Raw genomic sequence first — 19194 nt, forward strand, 5'->3', positions numbered from 1 at the left:
CCCTGTTATTGTCCGATTGACCGGCCCCAGAGCATTTCCGAGCGAAGCGTGATCTGGTTCGCGGGAAGGAAGTGCGCGAAAGCCAAGAAATAGAACTCTTCCCGGCCTAGCCGACCGGCGCCACCGCCGGTTCCAGGTGAAGCTGCGTGGCGATCTGGGAGGCCATGTCCTCCAGATCGGCCCTCGTGCGCGCGGCCGCGAACACGTAATGGTCCGGCCGGACGAAGGCGGCGATGACGCCGTGCTCGCGCAGCCAGCCCGCCAGAAGACCGTCGGCCTCGCGCAAGGCCACAGCGCCCGAGGTCTGCGCGGATGGCTCATCCTCCTGGCAGAGGCACAGGACTTGCGCACCCAGATGGTCCGTTGCCTCCCGCAGCGCGGCCGGCAGGTCCGCGACGCCCGTACCCGCCGAGAGCACCAGCCGAAACCCGTCCCCGGCCACATCGTCGAGGCGCTCCACACGGGCATCCGTGATGATGCGCGGCTGCGGGAAGCGGGTGCCCACGGGGGGCTCCAGCCCTGCCTGCAAGGCCCCGGCCGTGAGCGGTGGAATGAGGTTCTGGCGGACCTGAACCCGCGGCGGATCGCCCAACTCGGCCCGCATCCTGGCGTCGCGGGCCTTCGCCTTCTCAAGATCGCGTTCGCAGATGATCCGACCCAGCGCCTTCGCAGTCTCGGTGGTGGCACGCACATGGGGCCGGCGCTCGGCCTCATAGCTGTCGAGCAGCGCATCGCCCGCCTTGCCGGAGAGGACCAGCGTCAGCTTCCAGGCGAGGTTCGCCGCGTCGCGCATGCCCTGGCACATGCCCTGCGCCATGAAGGGGGGCGTCATGTGCGCGGCATCGCCAGCCAGGAACACCCGGCCCTCGCGCCACTCCTCCGCGACAAGCGCATGAAAGACATAAGTCGCGGCACGCCAGAGCGATGCGTCTTTCCGCGTCAGCCAGCGTTCGAGGAGGCGCCAGATGGTTTCCTCGCGGCTCATGGCCTCGGGCACCTCGCCGGGCAGCAGCATCAGTTCCCAGCGCCGGTGATTGTCCGGGCCGATCACGAAGGTGGTGGGGCGCTGCGGATCGCAATATTGGATGATGGTTTCGGGCAGCGTGCCGAGCTTGTCCTCGTTGACCAGCATATCCACCACGAGCCAGGGCTCGTCGAAATCCAGGCTCTCGAAGCGGATATCCAGAAGCTTGCGCACGAGGCTCGTGCCCCCGTCGCAGCCCACCGCATAGCGCGCCCGAACGGTCCCGGGCGCGCCGGCGGCATCGCGCGTGCGCAGCTCCACATGGTCGCCATGGTCGATCATGCCGGTCAGCTCGGTGGAGAGGCGGACCTCCACGGCGGGAAGCCTCTCCAGCAGGGCACGCAGGGCCCGTTCCACGGGCGGCTGGGTGAAGACGAAGCTAGGCTCCCAGCCCTGCGGAAAGGGCGGCGGCAGCGACGCGTAGCGGGCGATGGCCCGGCCGTCGACGCCGCGATATTCGGTCGGGCGATAGGGGACCACGAAGGGGGCGATGGCCTCCGCGAGATCCAGATTTTGCAGCACGCGCATGATTTCGTGGTCGAACCCGATGGCGCGCGGCAGCGGGAAGATGTCGTCCGCCTTGTCGATCACTACCGTCGAGACGCCCGCGCGGCCCAGCAGGGCGGCAAGCGTGGCACCCACCGGTCCCAGACCGACAATTGCTACGTCAACGGTACTGGTCATGCCTTTTTCTCCAGACCCACCTGTTTGGCCGCGCAAGCCCACTGCCGCCGTGTCAGTCGGCATAGTTGCCGTGCCCGATGCCGAGATAGGTCTCCATGACCTTCGGATCCTCGAGCAGCGCCGCGCCGGTGCCTTCCTTCACGATCTCGCCGGTTTCCAGCACATAGCCGTAGTCGGCGATGCGCAGCGCCATCTGCGCATTCTGCTCCACCAGCAGGATGGAGACGCCCGACGCCCTGAGCGCATCGATCACCTCGAACACCTGGCGCACGATCTGCGGCGCAAGGCCAAGGCTCGGCTCGTCCAGCAGCAGCAGCCGGGGACGGGACATGAGCGCCCGGCCGATGGCCAGCATCTGCCGCTCGCCCCCCGACAGGGTCGCGGCCTCCTGCGTCCGCCGCTCGCGCAGGCGGGGGAAGCGGGCGAACACGTCCTCGAAGGCGCGCGCGATGCCATCGCCCCGCTCGGCGCGGTGCAGATAGGCGCCCAGCAGCAGGTTGTCATAGACCGACATGGTGCCGAACAGGTCCCGCCGCTCGGGCACCAGCGCCATGCCGCGCGCCGCCAGCTCCTCGGTGGCGAGACCCCCGATGTCCTTTCCAGAAAAGGCGATGGCTCCCGCGCGCGGCGGGATGACGGCGGCGATAGCATTGAGCAAGGTGGACTTGCCGGCCCCATTCGGGCCCACCACGGTGACAATCTGCCCCGGCTCCACCTTCAAGGAGACGCCGAACAGCGCCTCGACCTGACCGTAGCCGACGCGCAGGTCCCGGATGTTGAGGAGCGGGGTCATGCCGGTGGCGTTCATGCGGCGTCTCCCAGATAGGCCTCGACCACCCGCGCGTCCGTCTGGACCTTGGCCGGGTCCCCCTCGCAGATCAGCTGGCCGAAGCTCATGACGATGAGGCGGTCCACGAGGCTCATGACGAAGTCCATGTCGTGCTCGACGATGAGAATGGTGATGCCTTCGGAACGGATCTGCTTGAGCAGCCGGTACAGCAGGCGCTTTTCCGGCAGGCGCAGGCCGGCGGCGGGTTCGTCGAGGATGAGCAGGAGGGGATCGGAGGCAAGGGCGCGGGCGATCTCCAGGATGCGCTGCTTGCCGAGCGGCAGGCTGCCGGCGGGCACATGGGCCACGTCCTCCAGCCCCACACGGCGGATCTGCCGCTCCGCCTCGGCCCGGATCGCCGCCTCCGAACGCCGCTCCAGGTGCAAGCAGGAGGCGACGACGCCGGAGCGAACCCGGCGGTGGGCGCCCAGCATCACATTCTCCAGCACGCTGCGGTCGGGCATCATCTTCACATGCTGGAAAGTGCGGGAGATGCCCACCGCCCCGATCTGGCGCGGGGTGAGGCCGCTGATGACCTTGTCCGCGAACCGCACCTCGCCGCCGGTGAGCGAAAGCGTGCCGGAGATGAGGTTGAACAAGGTGCTCTTTCCGGCGCCGTTGGGGCCGATGAGGCCAACAATCTCGCCCGCCTTCACGTCGAAGCTCACCTCGGAGACGGCGGTCAGGCCGGAAAAGCGCTTCACCACCTTGTTCACCACCAAAAGCTCCCGGCCCCGGGCCGGCCGCTCCCGGGTGGGCAGGCTGGCCTGTGCCGCCAGCGCGGCGCCGTCGCCCGACCGCGAGAACAAGCGGGTCAGGAAGCCCAGGCGGCGCGGAAGGCCGGCGAAGTGGGCGGCGATGCCCTGGTCGGCCCGGTGCAGCAGCACGACGATGAGCAGGCCGAAGGCGATGGTCTCGAAATTGCCGCTGGTGCCCACGAGCGCCGGCAGGAAATCCTGAAGCCATTCCCGCGCCAGGGTGATCACGGCGGCGCCGATGAGGGCGCCCCAGACATAGCCGGCCCCGCCCACCACCACCATGAACAGATATTCGATGCCGATATTGAGGCCGAAGGGAGAGGGGTTCACGAAGCGCAGCAGATAGGCGTAGAGCCAGCCCGACAGCCCCGCGAGCAGGGCCGCCAGCACGAAGGCGACGCGCTTTTCCTTCACCGTGTCGACACCGAAGGTCTCCGCCATCAAGGCGGCGTCTTTGACCGCCCGCAGCGCGCGGCCGTGCCGCGAATCCAGCAGGTTGGCGACGCAGAACATGGCGAGGGCGACACAGATCCAGATCAGCGCCCCGAGCTCGCGGCCGCCGACGAAATCGTGGCCAAAGAGCGTGAGGGGCGGGACATGGTCGATGCCGGTATGGCCGCCGAGCACGTCGAGATTGCCGAACAGGTAGAACAGGCTGATGCCCCAGGCGATGGTGCTCAGCGGCAGGTAATGGCCGGATAGCCGCAGCGTGATGGCGGCGATGGTCCAGGCGGCCAGCGCCGTCGCCGCCAGCGCGACGGCGAATGTGGTGGCCGGCCCGGCGCCATAGCGCGTGGCCAGCACCGCTGTCGCATAGGCCGCGATGCCCACGAAGGCCGCCTGGCCGAAGGATGTCTGCCCGGTGATGCCGGTCAGCACCACGAGGCCGAGGGCGACAAGGCCGTAGAGGCCCACATAATTGAGGATGGAAACGGTCTGACCGCTGGCCAGGGCCTGGATGAGGATGACCGCCGCGAGCAGCGCGAGAAGGGGAAGGGTGCGGGCCATGGCTCACTCGCCCTCGGTATGGGGCGCCCGCAGGGAGCGCCAGAGCAGAACGGGAATGATGAGGGCGAACACGATCACCTCCTTGAAGGCGCTCAGCCAGAAGGAGGAGAAGGATTCGAGCAGGCCCACCAGGAGGGCGCCGCCCACCGCCAGCGGATAGCTGGCAAGGCCGCCAATGATGGCCGCCACGAAGCCCTTGAGGCCCACCAGGAAGCCGGAATCGTAATAGACGGTGGTCAGGGAGGCGATGAGCACCCCGCTGACCGCGCCGATGGCTGCCGCGAACAGGAAGGACAGCCGCCCCGCCTCCGAGGGCCGGATGCCCACCAGCTTGGCGCCGGCGCGGCTGATGGCGGTGGCGCGCAGCGCCTTGCCCTGGATGGAGCGGCTGAAGAAGAGGAACAGCAGCACCATGATCCCCGCCGTTGCCAGGATCACCAGCACGCTCTGGGACGACACCAGCATGGGGCCGAGGCTGAAGGAGACATCAGACAGCGGCTCGGTGCGCGCGCCTTCGGCGCCGAACAGCAGCAGGCCGACGCCCACCAGGGCATAATGGAGCGCGACCGCGGCGATGAGGAGCGTGAGGTTGGAGCTCCGGGCAATGCCCTCGAAGAGGGTCGTGTAGAGGATCGGCCCGAGGGGCACGATGATGGCGAGGGTGAGCGGGATGGCGATCCACTGGGGCGGCCGTGTCGGCGCCACCCATTGCACCAGCGCCAGCAGGATGACGGAGTAGATGACGAGACCCACTTGGCCCGGCGCCAGCCGGAGCCGGCCGATGCGTGCGCGCTCCCGCAGCGCCGACATCACCGCGCTGGCGACGGCCCCCACCAGCAGCACAAAGATGGTCGCCGGCACATGGCCGAGATTGAAGGCGGCGAGTGTAAGCGCGCTGTAGGAGATGAACTCCCCTTGCGGCACGAACAGGATGCGCGTCACCAGGAAGACCAGGACGATGGCCAGCGCGATGAGGGCATAGATGGCAGCATTGACGATGCCGTCCTGCGCAAGGAACAGCGCGATATCAGGTGTCATGATGAACCTTCGGCGAACCATTGGCGCTGCCGTGGATCACACGGCGATGATGGTCGGCGTCCCGTTGCCCCGCGGGCGGAGCGGTGGGGCAACGGGACGCGAGGGTCGGATGCGCGCTACCGGGCGAGCGCCCAGGCACCGTCCTTGACGGTGAGCACCACCGCCGATTCCGGCGGGTAGATGCCATGGTTCGTCGGGCCGAGGGTGATGACCCCGCCGGTGACAGCAAGACCCTTGGTTTGCTCCAGGGCGTCGCGCAGCGCGGCACGAAATTCCGGGGTGCCGGGCTTGGCCGATTTCAGGGCGACCTTGACGGCCTCCTGGAGCAGCAACCACGCGTCTTCGGCATTGCCGGCGAACAACGAGACGGAGCCCGGCCCATAGGCCGCCTCGAAATTGGCCACGAAGGCGCGGCTCACCGCCTTGCTCGGATGTCCGTCCGGCAGGTTCGCCGAGACCACCAGCGGGCTGCCCGCCACCAGGACCCCTTCCACGGCCTTCCCACCGACACGCAGGAAGTCGTTATTGACCACGCCCGAGGCCTGGTAGATGGGCCCCTTGAAGCCCCGCTCCCGCAGGGCCAGGGTCGGCAATGCGGCCGGCGTTCCGGTGGCGCCCACGAAGACCGCGTCGGGCCGTGCGGCCATGGTCTTCAGCGCCTGCGCCACCACCGAATTGTCCGTCCGGGCGAACTTTTCCGCCCCGATGAGCTTGATGCCGTAGTCCGGCGCGAAGCGCTCGAATTCCTTCAACCATCCCTCGCCGAAGGCATCGTTGAAGCCGATGAAGCCAAAGGTCTTCACCCCGCGCTTGGCCATGTCGGCGAGCGTGCTCTGGGCCAGCTCCCGCTCGCCCAGGGGCACCTTGAACACCCATTTGCGGGCGCCCTCCAGCGGCTCGATCACCGCGGGGGAGGGCGCGATGGCGAGCATGGGCGTCTGGGTGCGCCCGGCCACCTCGACCGCGGCCAGCGCCGTGGGCGTCGTGTTGCCGCCGATGATGATGTCCACATTGTCGGCGGCGAGCTTTTCCACATTGCGGCGGGCGAGCGTGGTGTCCGTCCCGTCGTCCAGGATGGTCCAGGACACCGGCACGCCGGCGATGTCCTTGGGCAGGATCTGGAATGTGTTCTTGATGGGGATGCCGATGGAGGCGGCGGGCCCCGTCGTCGAGAGCGTTGCGCCGATGCGGATTTCCTCGGCCGTGGCCAAGGACATCGAGGCAAGAAGGACTGTAGCGCCGAATAGAGCTTTCGAGATTTTCATTTTTTCCTCCCCACGCGCTTTATGTTTTGTTGTCAGCGCTGGCCGTCGTGAACCCAAATGTGTTGCGCTTTGGGCCCGCCGATGCGGGCATGCACCCGGCCTTCGGACGCCATGACCAGCCGGCCGTGCCCTTTCCACCGGTCATCCCCGCCTCAGTTGAGCGGGATGGCCGCCATGTCGACGCCCAGCCGCCCGGCCAGCTCCGCCAGCTTGGTCGCCGTGCCGCGCGCCAGGGGAATGCCCGAATGGCTGCGCTTTTCGGCGGTCCGCCGGCCCCGCTCGCCGGGCAGCAACACCCGGTCCGCGCCGGCCGCGCGCGGGGCTGCTTGAACGGCCTGCACCAAAGCGTGCACATGGGCGAGGAAGCCTTCGCGGTCGGTGAAGGCTGCGGGGTCCAGCGCCACCACGAGGCCATTGAAGCCCTGCGGATCCTCGCCCGCGAGGGCCGGTGCGAGGATGGGATTGCCGGCCAGAAGCGAACACAAGACCTCGATCATCAAGGACAGCCCCGCCCCCTTGGCGCCGGCCATGGGCAGGAGGGCCTTGACTTGCGCCGGGTCGGTGGTGGCTCGGCCGTCCCCGTCCACGCCCCAGCCTTCCGGGATCGCCCGTCCGGCATCGCGCGCCGCCAGAACCTGTCCCAGCGCCACGGCCGCTGTGGACATGTCGAGGACAATGGGCGCGTCCGCATCGGCCGAGGGCGCGGAAATGGCCAGCGGGTTGGACGACACCGTCTCGCCCCGCGCACCCGGATAGGCCATCAGCGGCTTGGAGGCCGTCATGACGATGCCGATCATCCCGGCGGCGGCGATCTTGTGCGCGAAATAGCCGATCGCTCCCGCATGGGTCACATTGCGACCCACGCAGACGCCGGCGCCGGAGCGGGCGGCGAGCTCCATGGCCTTCAGGGTCACGCTTTCCATGCCCGTGGCCCCGGGGGCGAGGGCGGCGTCCACCAGGGCCACCGTGCCGTTTTCCCGGATGACTTTCGGGATCGCCCCCGGATCGATCATGCCCAGCTGGACCATCTCCACATAACGCGGGATGCGCAGGACACCATGGGACTCGACGCCCCGCAGATTGGCCCAGACCAAGAGGTCTGCCGCCTTGCGGGCGTCCTCCGGGCGGAAGCCGCCCGCCGCCAGGAGGCGCTCCGCGAGGCCGCGAAGCGCATCGGGCGTGAGAGTGAGCGTGCCGGTCGCCATGACCTACACCGCCAGAGGCGTGGGGAAGAACTTGTCGAGCCACCCCTTGATCATGACCTTGGTGCGCGGGGCATCCTCGGCCGAGAGCGGGAAGTGGGAGGTGCCGGTTATGAGCATCAGCTCCGCCGGCTGCCCCGCCTTTTCAAACAGGCGGATGGACTGCTCGGTGGGCGTGATGCCGTCATCGGCGGTGTGGAAGAACAGGGCCGGGCGCGGGGCGATGTCGCCCACCACGTCATCGGCGCGGAAATTGTACATGCTGATGGCGGTCTCGACCGGGATTTCCATGATCGCCTTGGGCGAGAGATTGCGCCGCAGCGGCTCGGGAATGGGCACCGCATCAAAGCGGGAGATCCACATGCTCTGGCCGGTTTCCCGCTTGTGCTTGCGGCCCTGCTCCAGCAGGCCGGTAAACCGCGCCCAGGCCTCGGGGGTGGGATGCTGGCCACGGAACTTGCGCTCGCCATCGCCCCAGCCGCACGAGGAGATCACGCACGCGAAACGGCTGTCCACGCCAGCCGAATAGACCGCCACCGCCGCCCCGAAGGAATGGCCGACCACACCGATGCGCGCGGGGTCCACTTCCGGGCGGGTGGCAAGGAAGGAGAGGGCGTTCTTGGCGTCCGCCACCTGGTCGAAGCAGCGCACCTGCGCCCGCTCGCCCTCGCTTTCGCCGCAGCAGCGGAAATCGAAGCGCAGCGCCACATAGCCGAAATCCTCCAGCATGCGGGCCTGGATCTCGGCGTGGGACTCGTCCTTGGAGCCCACAAAACCGTGCAGCACGATAAAGGCAGGCAGCCGTTGCCCTTCGGCCCGGCCTTCGGGCACATGCAGAACCGCGGACAGTTTGAGGCCGTCCGACATGAATGTCAGCTTCTCTTGCATGGCAGGTTTCCCGGAGCTTCGGATCAGCCGACAGCGGTGAAGGGGAAGTGGAAGGTGCGCCATTCCAGCGGCGCCGGCGTGCCCCACACATTCATCTCGCGCACGTTGCCCGGCCGCGCCAGATTGGTGATGACATTGGGCACGAAGCTCTCGTCATCGGCCACCAGGGCCATCTGCCCGGCGCATTCGATCATCGCGCCCGAGGCATCGGTGTAATAGGCATAGGTATTGTCGCCCGGACGATGGCGGCCGGGTCCCCACAGCATCTGCTTGTCGAAGCGATCGAGAATGTCGCCGAGGCGCAGATACTGGTTGAACTCCGTGAATTCGAAAGAATAGTGGTGAAGCCCCACCTTGCCCTTCACCAGGCCGAGGATGTGGTGCTGGCGGTTGCCGCCATACATCCAGCTGAGGCTGTCATCCACGAGGCGTTCGGACAGCTTCATCGCGCCGATGGCCTCGAGCTGAGCGCGGGTCGCCAGCGGGTCGGGCGTGATGAGATTGATGTGATCCATGCGGTTGGGGCTGACCCCGGTGGTCGCGTGGCGGCGGCTATAGATGCTGTCCCGGATGGGGGTGTGGATCTCGAACCGCAGGCCTTCCGGCGTGGCGAAGGTGACGCCGGCGGCGATGCAGGCGAGGCTGGGCGCGGTGGAGAGAATGCGGCAGCCCGCCGCCTCGACGCGGGCCTCGGCCGCGCGCACCGCTTCGACGGTGAGCGCTTCGAGCGCGATGGTGTGGGTGGCGTTTTCGTCGGAATGGAGCAGGACCAGTTCCGCCGCGCGGCCGTTCGAGCTCAGCCAGGTCTGGCCGGCATCCTTGTGGGTGACATGCAGGCCCAGGATTTCGGTGGCATCCCGGATGACCGCCTCAGGGTCCGTGACATTGACCTTGAGATGACCCACCGCGTGAACGATATGCGCCATCGTTTCCTCTCTTCACCGTTCGGCCGCTTAAGCACAGCCCTTGTCTCGGGTGATACGGCAATCGCCTGATGACCGCAATAAATTTCGAAAAAAAATCCAATGTCGAAAATTGAACTCGGAGCGCCGGTCCGCTTCGATCCAGGCCGCGCGGCCCGCCATCGCTCGTCGCCCGCCGAAGCCGGTTTGATTTTTTCGAAAATTTTACCTAATGTCTGGAGTCAAATCCCAAGGCTGGCGACAGGTGAAGCGGGGCAAGAATGACCGAAAGGCAAAAGCCGGCGGGTGAGAGCAGGGCGGCCGATGTCCTGCACCGAATGCGGATGGACATCATCAATTGCGAGCTGAGGCCGGGCGAAAAGCTCCGGTTCGAGGCCTTGCGCAGCCGCTACACTGTCAGCTTCTCGACCCTGCGCGAGGCGCTCTCGCGGCTTGCCGCGGAACGCCTCGTGGTCGCCGAGGATCAGCGCGGCTTCATCGTCGCGCCGGTCTCCATCGAGGACCTGAACGATCTGACCGACACCCGGGTGCTGATCGAGAACGAGATGCTCCGGCGGGCCATCCGCAATGGCGACGATGATTGGGAAGCCAATATCCTCGCCAGCTTCCACCGCATGGACAAGATGCAGAAGCGTCTCGGCCGCGACTATTACTTGTCGGAGGAATGGAGCGCCGTGCACAGCGCCTTTCACGCCTCACTGGTGTCCGCCGCGCGCTCCCCAACCCTCACGGAATTGCGCCACAAGCTGTTCGAGCGGGCGCATCGCTACCGGCGCATGTCGTCCCAGTTCCGCAAGAAATGGCGCAAGAAGGACGTCGAGCACAAGATGATCGTCGACGCGGCGCTATCCCGCAACGAAGAGCTCGCGCTGCGGCTCATCGAGCGGCACATCCGCGAGACGAGCGAGAATGTGATCGAGCATGCGGGCCACCTGTTTCCGCAATCCACCACACAGCTGCACGCGCCGCCAAACGAGGCCGCCGAATAATCGCTGCGCGAGGATGACCCTGCCCATTGCGCCAACTGGGCCTGGACCAGATCAGCACTGCATTCGCATGCTCCAGCCGATCTGGTTGGTGAGGAGCGCGGCGCGTATCACCGGGCCACTATCGCCGGTCCGTTCCGTGGCGCGGCGCCGGAAGGCGCCCGCCATCAAGGGCTCCAAGCCGATATCGGTCCTTGCATCGGCAAAGCCCGCCGCCTCCCTCCATTCCATGTCCGCGGCCAGGACGGCCAGCCAGAGTGCGGCCGTGATGGCGGTGAGCGTCTCGCCATTCGCCTCTATGGCTTCGGCGAGCGCCCGCCCATCTGGATGGGTGAACCCGCCATTGATCAACAGCGCCTCGGTCGGACCGCCGGTGAGGACGGGCGCACGGAAAAAGCCGTTGGGGCCTGTCGGAAAGTGCGTTCAGGAGAGCTTGGATCCGGCCGTATGGGCAAGGCCGGAGGGCGCAGTGGCCGTGGCGTTAGGCGGCCAGCACTTCGGCAGCCAGAAGATCGAAGCGGCCAAACAAAGCGCTGGTGCTGAGCGCGCGCCGCGCCGCGCCCTCGCCCAGCACGAGGGCGGGAACGCCGGTGATGCCGAACGCCATCATGTCGCCACGGGCGGCCGCGATCCGCTCACCATAGGCGGCGAGAAGTGCCGCGTCGGGCGCCCGCACCCTGCGGGCCGCCTCCTCCAGACCGGCATCGGCGAGGATATCGGCAATGACGGCGCGATCGGCGATGTCCCGGCCCGCGGCGTAGCGGGCGCTCTGCACCAGCTTGAGAATTTCAAGCTCACGTTCGGGTGCCTCGAGGCCGGCAGCGACGACCGCCAGAGTGGCGGGCGCCGAGTCGAACAGCGCGCCCGACGCGCCCAGGACCTGGTGGCGATAGGCCTCGCTGAAGGGCTGGCCGGTGAGACGCGCGATGCGCTGGTCATTCTGCCAGGCATAGGCCGCAAAGCCGGCGTCCATCGGCCGGGCGCCAGGGCCGGCGAACAGGCCGGTGGGGGCGAGCTTCACCACCACGCCGTCCAGCGCCGCCAGGCGGGAAATGGTCGGACCGGCACCGTAACACCAGCCGCAGAGGGGGTCGAAGAGATAGGTGATCCGCATCGCAGGAGATTCCAATCGGGCTGAATGGAGATCTAGGCTCTTGCGCATCGTCGATAAACCGCTGCCAGTGTGACAAACTGTGTGTCATTGGCTAACAATCAGCCGGATGGCCGAGCATGGAAGCGATCAATCTCAACCGGCTGGCCTATTTTGCGGCCGTGGTCGATGCCGGGTCGTTCACCAAGGCGGCGGAGCGCCTCGGCATCACGAAAACGGTTGTGAGCCAGCAGGTTGCGCGGCTCGAAGCGGAACTGAAAACCAGCCTCCTGGTCCGCACGACCCGCAAGGTCGAACCCACGGAGGCGGGGCGCAAGTTGCACGCGCGCTGTGTCATGATCCTGCGCGAGGCAGAGGACGCTGTCGACGAACTGTCCGAGGCCAGGGACGCGCCCATGGGGCTCCTGCGCATTGGCGCGCCCAATGACTATGGAGCCTCGATGGTCGCGCCGGTGGCGGCCCGTTTTGCCCGGCGCTACCCCGCTTGCATGGTGGATCTCGTTTTGTCGGACGCCCGGATCGATCTCGTCGCGAGCCATGTGGACCTGTCGGTGCGGGTGGGGTGGCTCGACGATTCAAGCCAGCAGGCGCGGTGCATCGGCACATTCCGCCAGATCCTGGTGGCTTCGCCCGATCTTTTGAGGACCATGGCCCTGCGGGAACCGGACGACCTCGCCGGCTTGCCCTTCATCGTCAACGGGGCGCTGCGCGAGCCGCTGCTCTGGCATTTCTCGAAGGGGGATTTCGAGCGGCGGACCGTCCGCATGCGCCAGGTGATCAGCATCAATGCCACGCCGGCGGTTCTGGCGGCCGCCCGGGCCGGCGGGGGGCTCGCCATCCTGCCCGACTTCCTGGTTGGCGATGCTGTGCGCAGCGGACATTTGGTGGAGGTTCTGCCCGAGTGGACGCTGCCCTCCGGCGGGATCCACATCGTCTATCCCGCCGCCCGTTTCCGTCCGCCGAAGGTGACGGCATTCGTCGCCATGCTGACCGATGAGATCGGGCGCGCGCTTGCCTGAAGCGGCATAAGGGATGCAGGGTGCGAGGCGCGTATCCATGCTTGCGGTAGAAGAAGGCGAGCCGTCGAGGCAGCATGGTGGCGCCGTTCGCGAGCGCACCGTTCCAGGCCCGCGGAGGCGCCGGGGCAGGTGACCGACCCGGCGCCTCAGAGCATGCGCCGATCAGCCTGCACCGCAGGCCAATCGGATCCCGCATTCTCTCTCAATGAGTGAGAGGGCGATTCACCGATCAGAGTGATTCCATCTGATCGGATCGCGCTCTATCTCTTTGTGTTGACGCATTTCCTTCACGCGAACCGGTTCCCACTTCGCTCGGAAATGCTCTGGACGTGCCCCCTCCGCTTGAGCCCTATGGCTTCGCGCCGGCGGCCATGGCGGAGCGGGCCTGCTCGACGAGATCGAGCCCGATCTTATTGCTGTATTCGGTCACCACAGGCGCGACGCGCTCCCTCATGGCAGCCAGCGCTTCGGGCGTGGGGCGGGTAATCTTGAAGCCTTTCGCCTGGAGTTCGCCTTCCAGCTGTTCTGCCGCCTTGCGAGAAATATCGCGCTGGAAGGCAGCCGATTCCTTTGCGGCTTCCATAACCAGCGCCTTGTCCTTTTCCGAAAGACTTCCAAACCATTTGCGGCTGGCCAGAAGAACGAACGGCGTATAGACGTGCCCGGTCTTGGCGAGATGGCTCTGCACCTCATAGAGGCGCGCAGTATAGATCAAAGCGTACGGCGATTCCTGGGCGTCCACTGCGCGGTTTTCGAGCGCGCTGTAAAGTTCAGGCCAAGGAAGAGGTGTTGGGTTTGTTCCCAGTGCCTTCCAGGTTGCGATGAAAAGCGGGTTGGGTATGACTCGGATGTTCAGCCCGGCCATGTCCTGGACGGTGTTGACGGGACGTTTTGCGTTCGTCATGTGGCGGAAGCCGTTGTCCCACCAGGCCAAGCCCACGATGCCGGTCTTGTCCTTCAATTGTGAAAACAGCTTTTCGCCGACTGCGCCGTCCATGACGGCATCCACTGCGGCAAAGTCCTTATAGAAAAACGGAAGGTCGAAGATCATGAACTGGGGGACGACGCCGACAAGGTTCGGCGTAGGGCCAACCATGATGTCGATGAATCCGGCCTGAACCGAGGCCTGCATCTCGGGCTCGCTTCCGAGGAGGCCGTTGCCGAATGTTTCGATCTTGATGCGGCCGCCGGTCTTCTCTTCCACCAGCTTCGCAAAATGACGCGAGGCTTGCCCGACGGGATGGTCGTCTACAGGCACGTATCCCAGGCGCGGGTTTTGAGCCATGGCCGGAGCATTGGCCAGGAGAACGCCCAGAAGTGCTGCAGTCAGAATCCTTATTTTCATAGCTTAACCTCCCACTGGATTTTTTTATTAGGACCAAAGGGGCCGAAACTGTCGTTGAGACGGGAAGGGGGCGGCTGCCTGGATCTGGACATTTCAGCCAAGAAGAGGTGCATCGCGCCTCTTGGGCTGAAGTGAAGAGCCCGTCCGCTTTAGTGGCCTCCCCGTTGAAGATGGCACCGACCTTCTGTGATCCTCGACCGTCCGGATTTGCGATGGGCATCACGCCCGAACACATGGGCCGACGCTCTCCTCCACCGCCAAAGTAGGCAAAGCCTCTGGCCTGCCCGCCCACGACCGGGCCAGCGCCAAGATCACTCCAAGAGCACTCCAAGTATCGCTCGAACCTGCCCCAACTGACGACCGGGGCGCACGTCCATAATGTGGGCACAATGTCCAATATGATATGATGGTCAGACAGAGGCCCACTTGTCAACGCGTCCTCGCCGCCCTTGAGGCTTGGGGCGGCTGCCTCCGAGGCCATCAATCGGTTCCTCGGCCTTTGCGCCGGCCGGCCGGGGGAGCGCCGCCTCCCGAGGCGGTGGCTTGACAAGGCAAGTCCTCCCCATGCACTTTTATGGACACGATGTCCATATAATGGGCAAAGGGTGCTGATCGTCCGACGTCCCTCTGCGTCGGCTCAACGCCGCCATGCCCTGAGCAACGATGGCTGTCGCGAGGCAGGCGGGCGGACGATCAAGGGAGAGCGGCAGAATGCATACCATAACCTATCTTACAAACATCAGCTTCGGGCTGGGGGCATCGGACTCGCTTGAGGAAACACTGCGCGAACTCGGCGTGTCGCGGCCTCTGGTGATCAGCGATCACGGCATCAGAGCCGCTGGTCTGCTCGACCGCTCGGGCTTTGCATTTCTGCGTTCGGCGCCGCTCTTCCTGGACGTTCCCACCAACCCCACAGAAAGCGCGGTGGCTGCCGGCCTCGACCTGTACAGGCAAGGCGGCTGCGATGGCGTCGTGGCGATCGGGGGGGGATCTCCCATCGACCTCGCCAAGGGCGTGGCTCTGCTGGCCACGCATGATGGCGAGCTGGAACGCTATGCGGCGATTCTGGGCGGCGTTGCCCGCATCACCAGCGCGGTGGCGCCGCTTGTGGCCATCCCTACGACGGCAGGCACGGGCTCCGAAGTGGGGCGCGCGGCGCTGATCACGCTGGATGATGGCCGAAAGCTCGGCTTCATCAGCCCGTTCCTGATCCCGCGCAGGGCGATCTGTGACCCGGCCCTGACATTGGGCTTGCCTCCGGGCCTGACCGCCTCCACAGGTCTCGACGCCCTGTCGCACTGTATCGAAACCTACCTGTCCCCCCGCTTCAACCCGCCCGCCGAGGCGATCGCAACGGATGGCTTCAAACGCATCTGGAAGGCTTTGCCTGTTGCTTATGCCGATGGCGCGAACGTGGATGCGCGGACCGAACTCATGATGGGCGCCCTGGAAGGCGGTTTGACCTTCCAGAAGGGCCTTGGAGCCGTCCATGCGCTGAGCCATGCCCTGGGCGGTCTCAAGGAGGCGAGGCTTCACCATGGAACGCTCAATGCCATCCTGATGCCGACCGTCCTGCGGTGGAATGTGCAAGTCGAAGCCGTGGCCGAGAAGGTCCGCCACCTGGAAAGCCTGGCGGGACTTGAAGCAACACCCCTCGCGGACGCCCTGGACGATCTGAACCGTCGATTGGGCATCACACCGAAATTGTCCGACCTTGGGGTGCCGCGCCACGTGATCGACTGGGTGTGTGAGCGCGCCCTGGCGGACCACAGTCATCCGACCAATCCACGTCCCTTGGCCAAGGAAGACTACGCCGCGATCCTCGAGGCCGTTTTCTAGAGCATGCGCCGATCAGATGGCATCGCCATCCGATCGGATCACGCATTCTCTATCAATGGGTTAGAGGGCGATTTCCCCCATCAGATTGATTCAATCTGATGGGATCGCGCTCTAAAGCGCTGGGTGCCCCAGAGAAGGGCCGAGGAGGCAGTTCCGTGAGACCGATCGTGATCGTGACGGGTGCAAGCCACGGCATCGGTGCGGCGACGGCCAGGCTGTTCGCCGCAGAGGGCTATGATGTCTGCATAAACTATCTCTCGGACAGTGCCGCAGCGTCCGAGGTCGTCGCGGCGTGCCGGGCCGCTGGCGCGCGGGCCCTCGCGGTTCAGGGAGACGTGGGCAAGAGGGAGGACATAGAGGCTCTGTTCAGAGCCTGCGACGATGAGCTTGGGAGAGTGACCTGCCTGGTCAACAATGCCGGCATCATCGGCAAGGCTGGAAGGATTGAAGACTTGCAGCCTGAGGTGCTGGAAGCGGCGTTCCGGATCAACGTCTTCGGCGTCGTGTACGGCATCCAGGAGGCCGCCAGACGCATGTCCACCCGCAAGGGCGGCCAGGGCGGGACGATCATCAACATGTCGTCGCTGGCCGCCTTTCTCGGCAGTCCCAACGAATATGTCCACTATGCCGCCACCAAGGGGGCCGTGGAATCCATGACCTTTGGCGCAGGCAAGGAGCTGGCGCCGGAGGGCATCCGCGTCAATGCCATCCGCGTCGGCACCACCAACACGCGTATACATACGCAAGGCGGAAATCCCGAGCGCCCGGCCAGGATTGCCGCGGTCACGCCCATGGGGCGCATCGCGGAGCCCGAGGATATCGCGCGCGCGGCCCTGATGCTCGCGTCTCCCGGCTCGGGCTTCATGACAGGCACCTTGATCACGGTCGCCGGCGGGCTGTGAGGCCCGGCGTCGGGGTTTGACAGAGAAGGGCAGGGGGGCGTCACGCGGCTATTGCCTTGAACCTACGCCCGCCCCCCCGCCAGGGTCCTGCCGCGCCCTCGCCCGGCGCCGGGAATGGCCGTCATGGATGTCCAGCTCAACGCCGCGCGCCTGGTCCGTTCAGGTTGGCTAGAGCATGCGCCGATCAGATGGCATCGCCATCTGATCGGATCACGCATTCTCTATCAATGGGTTAGAGGGCGATTCCCCCATCAGATTGATTCAATCTGATGGGATCGCGCTCTAGCCTGAACGGCAAATCAGTCTCTCAGCATCTTGATAGATAATGATGTTCCGATCCGAGTGCGATGTGATCCGCGCGCAGCGTGCTCTGGACGGCTCACGCCTCAATGGAGCCAGCGTGCCGGAACGGTCACCAATGCCGGGAACAGAACCAGCAGCACAATGAGGAGCATCTGGGCCAGCAGATAGGGCATGGCCCCCTTCGTCGCCGCCTCCATCGAAACGCCGCTGATGCCGCACACGGTGTTGAGGACTGTTCCGACCGGCGGCGTGATCAGGCCGACCGCGTTGACCATCATGAAGATGACCCCGAAATAGACCGGGTCGATACCGGCCGCCTTGACGAGGGGCATGAGGATGGGCGCCAGAATGGTGATGGAGGGTGCGAAGTCCAGCGCCGTGCCGACGATGAAGACCGCGATGACGATCATACTCATCAGCAGGATCGGCGAGTTGATGAAGGGCTGGAGGGTACTGACGAGCTGGGCCGGCATGTTGGAGATGGTCAGCATGAAGCCGGAGATGGCGGACGCTGCGACCAGCAGCATGATCACCGCCGTCAGGCGGCCGGCGGCGAGCAAAGCATCATAGAGCGCCCGCAGGGTCAGCTCACGATAGACGAACAGCCCCACAAACAGCGCATAGGCGGCGGCAACAACGCCGGCCTCCGTTGGCGTGAAGATGCCGAACCGCAGCCCCGCCAGGATGATTACTGGCATCACCAGCGCCCAGCCGGCGGTCATGACGGCTTTCGGAAGATCCCTGCGCGGCAGTTTGAGCCGAACCGCAGCCGTCTCCCTTTTGGAGAGGAACCACCAGGCGACCATGAGGCTGAGCCCCATCAACACACCCGGAACGATGCCGGCGAAGAACAGGCCGACAATGGAGATGTTTGCGGTGACGCCCAGAATGATGAACCCGACAGAGGGCGGGATGATGGGTGCGATAATGCCTGTCGCGGCCATCAAGCCCGAGGCTCGGCCCATATGGTAGCCAGCATTGCGCATCAGCGGGACCAGCATGACCGCGAGCGTCGCCGTATCCGCGATCGCGGAGCCGGAGACGCTGGCAAGCACCAGGCCCGTGCCGATGACCACGTAACCGAGGCCGCCGCGGATGTGGCCGACGAGCGCCAGCGCCACGTTCACGATGCGACGGGAGAGGCCGCCGGCATTCATCAGCTCGCCGGCGATGAGAAAGAAGGGGATCGCCATCAGCGGATAGCTGTCCGCGCCATTGACCAGGCGCTGGGCCAGGATGGTGGCGTCCAGGTTTCCCATCAGGAGCATCATCGCAACGCCCGACAGCATCAGGGCGAAGGCAATGGGAATCCCGATGCCCATGGCACCGAGGAGGGAAGCGATAAAGACCAGGCCGCTCACTTTGTGTCCTCCGAAGCGCGTGGGGGGAGCACGACGGGCAGCGGCTCAACATGCTCCACCCCCGACCAGGGGGCGGGCAGGATGCCGCGCAGTGCGCGCCACAGATCGAGAAGAAGAATGAGGGCCATCAGGATCGCGGCGACGAACCCGGCGGCATAAAGGGCACCGACCGGAATGCCCGACAATGCCATGACATTGTCCCACTCGATCAGGGTGAGCGACCAACTGCCTTCTCCCAGCAGCCAGCAGCACCACAGCATCAAGCCGTAGGACACGAGAAAGCAGACAAAACGCGCCCGTCGCGGCAAACGGACGACCAGGGACTCGACGCCGAGATGCGCGCCCTTGGCCAGAGCCACCACGGATCCCATGAAGATGACCCAGACCAGGACGACACGGGACACTTCAACCGCAAACGGAACGCCTGAGCTGAAGCCATAGCGCAGCACGACGTTGGTGAAGATCAGAAGACTGATGACCGCCATGCCGAGAACGACGAAGACATCGAAAGCCTTGAATAGCCAATGCAATGCTGAAGACATGGCCGCTCACAAAGGTTGTGCGCGCATGTGACGGTCGTCGCACTCCAACAAAAATCCGGAGATTTGAGCCGAGCACGTCCCTCAGGATGGGTGGTAAGGCCCACTTAGCGGTTCCGGTCGGACTGCGCGCAAGATAAAGGCGATTGGTCCTCCAGCCGGTACGACCG

At 65.7% G+C, this 19194-nt stretch carries 16 protein-coding genes and 1 pseudogene; 4 read left to right on the forward strand and 13 right to left on the reverse strand.

From position 1 onward, the window contains the following. Positions 1-106: 106 nt before the first annotated feature. The 8 genes from mhpA to J5J86_RS22380 form a co-directional block, all read right to left on the reverse strand. Positions 107-1708 (reverse strand): bifunctional 3-(3-hydroxy-phenyl)propionate/3-hydroxycinnamic acid hydroxylase MhpA, encoded by a 1602-nt coding sequence (gene mhpA / locus J5J86_RS22345; RefSeq protein WP_209102265.1) that lies wholly within the window; start codon positions 1706-1708, stop codon positions 107-109. Positions 1709-1760: 52 nt separating this feature from the next. Continuing rightward, positions 1761-2516 carry an ABC transporter ATP-binding protein gene (locus J5J86_RS22350; RefSeq protein WP_247657771.1) on the reverse strand — a complete coding sequence of 252 codons (756 nt, stop codon included), beginning with the start codon at positions 2514-2516 and terminating at the stop codon, positions 1761-1763. Then, positions 2513-4303, reverse strand: coding sequence for a branched-chain amino acid ABC transporter ATP-binding protein/permease (locus J5J86_RS22355; RefSeq protein WP_209102267.1), 1791 nt, complete (start codon positions 4301-4303; stop codon positions 2513-2515). Before J5J86_RS22355 ends, J5J86_RS22350 begins: the two co-directional genes overlap by 4 nt. A gap of 3 nt (positions 4304-4306) precedes the next feature. Continuing rightward, positions 4307-5341, reverse strand: a complete 1035-nt coding sequence (locus J5J86_RS22360) for a branched-chain amino acid ABC transporter permease (RefSeq protein ID WP_209102269.1) — start codon at positions 5339-5341, stop codon at positions 4307-4309. A gap of 116 nt (positions 5342-5457) precedes the next feature. Further along, positions 5458-6606 (reverse strand): ABC transporter substrate-binding protein, encoded by a 1149-nt coding sequence (locus tag J5J86_RS22365; protein ID WP_247657772.1) that lies wholly within the window; start codon positions 6604-6606, stop codon positions 5458-5460. Between the two features lie 152 nt (positions 6607-6758). Next, positions 6759-7811, reverse strand: coding sequence for an Ldh family oxidoreductase (locus tag J5J86_RS22370; protein ID WP_209102271.1), 1053 nt, complete (start codon positions 7809-7811; stop codon positions 6759-6761). A 3-nt stretch (positions 7812-7814) separates the two neighbouring features. Beyond that, a complete protein-coding gene (locus J5J86_RS22375; RefSeq protein ID WP_209102273.1) occupies positions 7815-8696 on the reverse strand; it encodes an alpha/beta hydrolase in 882 nt (293 codons plus the stop codon). Positions 8697-8719: 23 nt separating this feature from the next. Beyond that, positions 8720-9622 carry a VOC family protein gene (locus tag J5J86_RS22380; protein ID WP_209102275.1) on the reverse strand — a complete coding sequence of 301 codons (903 nt, stop codon included), beginning with the start codon at positions 9620-9622 and terminating at the stop codon, positions 8720-8722. 257 nt (positions 9623-9879) lie between these two features. Between J5J86_RS22380 and J5J86_RS22385 the strand changes: the two genes are divergently transcribed. Continuing rightward, positions 9880-10608 (forward strand): GntR family transcriptional regulator, encoded by a 729-nt coding sequence (locus J5J86_RS22385; RefSeq protein ID WP_209102277.1) that lies wholly within the window; start codon positions 9880-9882, stop codon positions 10606-10608. A gap of 264 nt (positions 10609-10872) precedes the next feature. Here J5J86_RS22385 and J5J86_RS22390 read toward each other — a convergent pair. Further along, positions 10873-11109: pseudogene (locus J5J86_RS22390) on the reverse strand (hypothetical protein); the annotation flags it as partial. Beyond that, positions 11087-11719: a DsbA family protein gene (locus J5J86_RS22395; protein WP_209102279.1), complete on the reverse strand. Its 633-nt coding sequence runs from the start codon at positions 11717-11719 to the stop codon at positions 11087-11089. The gene J5J86_RS22395 and the pseudogene J5J86_RS22390, both read right to left, overlap by 23 nt. A gap of 116 nt (positions 11720-11835) precedes the next feature. On the opposite strand from J5J86_RS22395, the gene J5J86_RS22400 reads away from it, so the two are divergent. Further along, the gene (locus J5J86_RS22400; RefSeq protein ID WP_209102281.1) at positions 11836-12735 is read left to right on the forward strand and encodes a LysR family transcriptional regulator; all 900 of its coding nucleotides are present in this window, start codon (positions 11836-11838) and stop codon (positions 12733-12735) included. 349 nt (positions 12736-13084) lie between these two features. Here the strand turns inward: J5J86_RS22400 and J5J86_RS22405 are convergent, their stop codons facing one another. Then, complete coding sequence (locus J5J86_RS22405; protein WP_209102283.1) at positions 13085-14080, reverse strand: TRAP transporter substrate-binding protein; 996 nt, start codon at positions 14078-14080, stop codon at positions 13085-13087. Between the two features lie 711 nt (positions 14081-14791). On the opposite strand from J5J86_RS22405, the gene J5J86_RS22410 reads away from it, so the two are divergent. Beyond that, entirely contained in the window at positions 14792-15919 is a 1128-nt protein-coding gene (locus tag J5J86_RS22410) for an iron-containing alcohol dehydrogenase (protein ID WP_209102285.1), read from the forward strand. Between the two features lie 155 nt (positions 15920-16074). Continuing rightward, positions 16075-16821, forward strand: a complete 747-nt coding sequence (locus tag J5J86_RS22415) for an SDR family oxidoreductase (RefSeq protein ID WP_209102287.1) — start codon at positions 16075-16077, stop codon at positions 16819-16821. A gap of 386 nt (positions 16822-17207) precedes the next feature. On the opposite strand, the gene J5J86_RS22420 is transcribed toward J5J86_RS22415, so the two are convergent. Together J5J86_RS22420 and J5J86_RS22425 are read right to left on the reverse strand one after the other, a co-directional pair. Then, positions 17208-18485: a TRAP transporter large permease gene (locus tag J5J86_RS22420; protein ID WP_209102288.1), complete on the reverse strand. Its 1278-nt coding sequence runs from the start codon at positions 18483-18485 to the stop codon at positions 17208-17210. Continuing rightward, positions 18482-19027, reverse strand: a complete 546-nt coding sequence (locus tag J5J86_RS22425; protein WP_209102291.1) for a TRAP transporter small permease — start codon at positions 19025-19027, stop codon at positions 18482-18484. The genes J5J86_RS22420 and J5J86_RS22425 overlap by 4 nt, the downstream gene beginning before the upstream one ends. Positions 19028-19194: the final 167 nt, after the last annotated feature.

Source organism: Aquabacter sp. L1I39, from assembly GCF_017742835.1.
Lineage (GTDB): Bacteria > Pseudomonadota > Alphaproteobacteria > Rhizobiales > Xanthobacteraceae > L1I39.

Coding starts and splice junctions, on each gene's coding strand:
- J5J86_RS22350 (WP_247657771.1), bottom strand. CDS start 2,516: ATGAACGCCACCGGCATGACCCCGCTCCTCAACATCCGGGACCTGCGC.
- mhpA (WP_209102265.1), bottom strand. CDS start 1,708: ATGACCAGTACCGTTGACGTAGCAATTGTCGGTCTGGGACCGGTGGGT.
- J5J86_RS22410 (WP_209102285.1), top strand. CDS start 14,792: ATGCATACCATAACCTATCTTACAAACATCAGCTTCGGGCTGGGGGCA.
- J5J86_RS22365 (WP_247657772.1), bottom strand. CDS start 6,606: ATGAAAATCTCGAAAGCTCTATTCGGCGCTACAGTCCTTCTTGCCTCG.
- J5J86_RS22400 (WP_209102281.1), top strand. CDS start 11,836: ATGGAAGCGATCAATCTCAACCGGCTGGCCTATTTTGCGGCCGTGGTC.
- J5J86_RS22375 (WP_209102273.1), bottom strand. CDS start 8,696: ATGCAAGAGAAGCTGACATTCATGTCGGACGGCCTCAAACTGTCCGCG.
- J5J86_RS22405 (WP_209102283.1), bottom strand. CDS start 14,080: ATGAAAATAAGGATTCTGACTGCAGCACTTCTGGGCGTTCTCCTGGCC.
- J5J86_RS22370 (WP_209102271.1), bottom strand. CDS start 7,811: ATGGCGACCGGCACGCTCACTCTCACGCCCGATGCGCTTCGCGGCCTC.
- J5J86_RS22360 (WP_209102269.1), bottom strand. CDS start 5,341: ATGACACCTGATATCGCGCTGTTCCTTGCGCAGGACGGCATCGTCAAT.
- J5J86_RS22395 (WP_209102279.1), bottom strand. CDS start 11,719: ATGCGGATCACCTATCTCTTCGACCCCCTCTGCGGCTGGTGTTACGGT.
- J5J86_RS22355 (WP_209102267.1), bottom strand. CDS start 4,303: ATGGCCCGCACCCTTCCCCTTCTCGCGCTGCTCGCGGCGGTCATCCTC.
- J5J86_RS22385 (WP_209102277.1), top strand. CDS start 9,880: ATGACCGAAAGGCAAAAGCCGGCGGGTGAGAGCAGGGCGGCCGATGTC.
- J5J86_RS22380 (WP_209102275.1), bottom strand. CDS start 9,622: ATGGCGCATATCGTTCACGCGGTGGGTCATCTCAAGGTCAATGTCACG.
- J5J86_RS22425 (WP_209102291.1), bottom strand. CDS start 19,027: ATGTCTTCAGCATTGCATTGGCTATTCAAGGCTTTCGATGTCTTCGTC.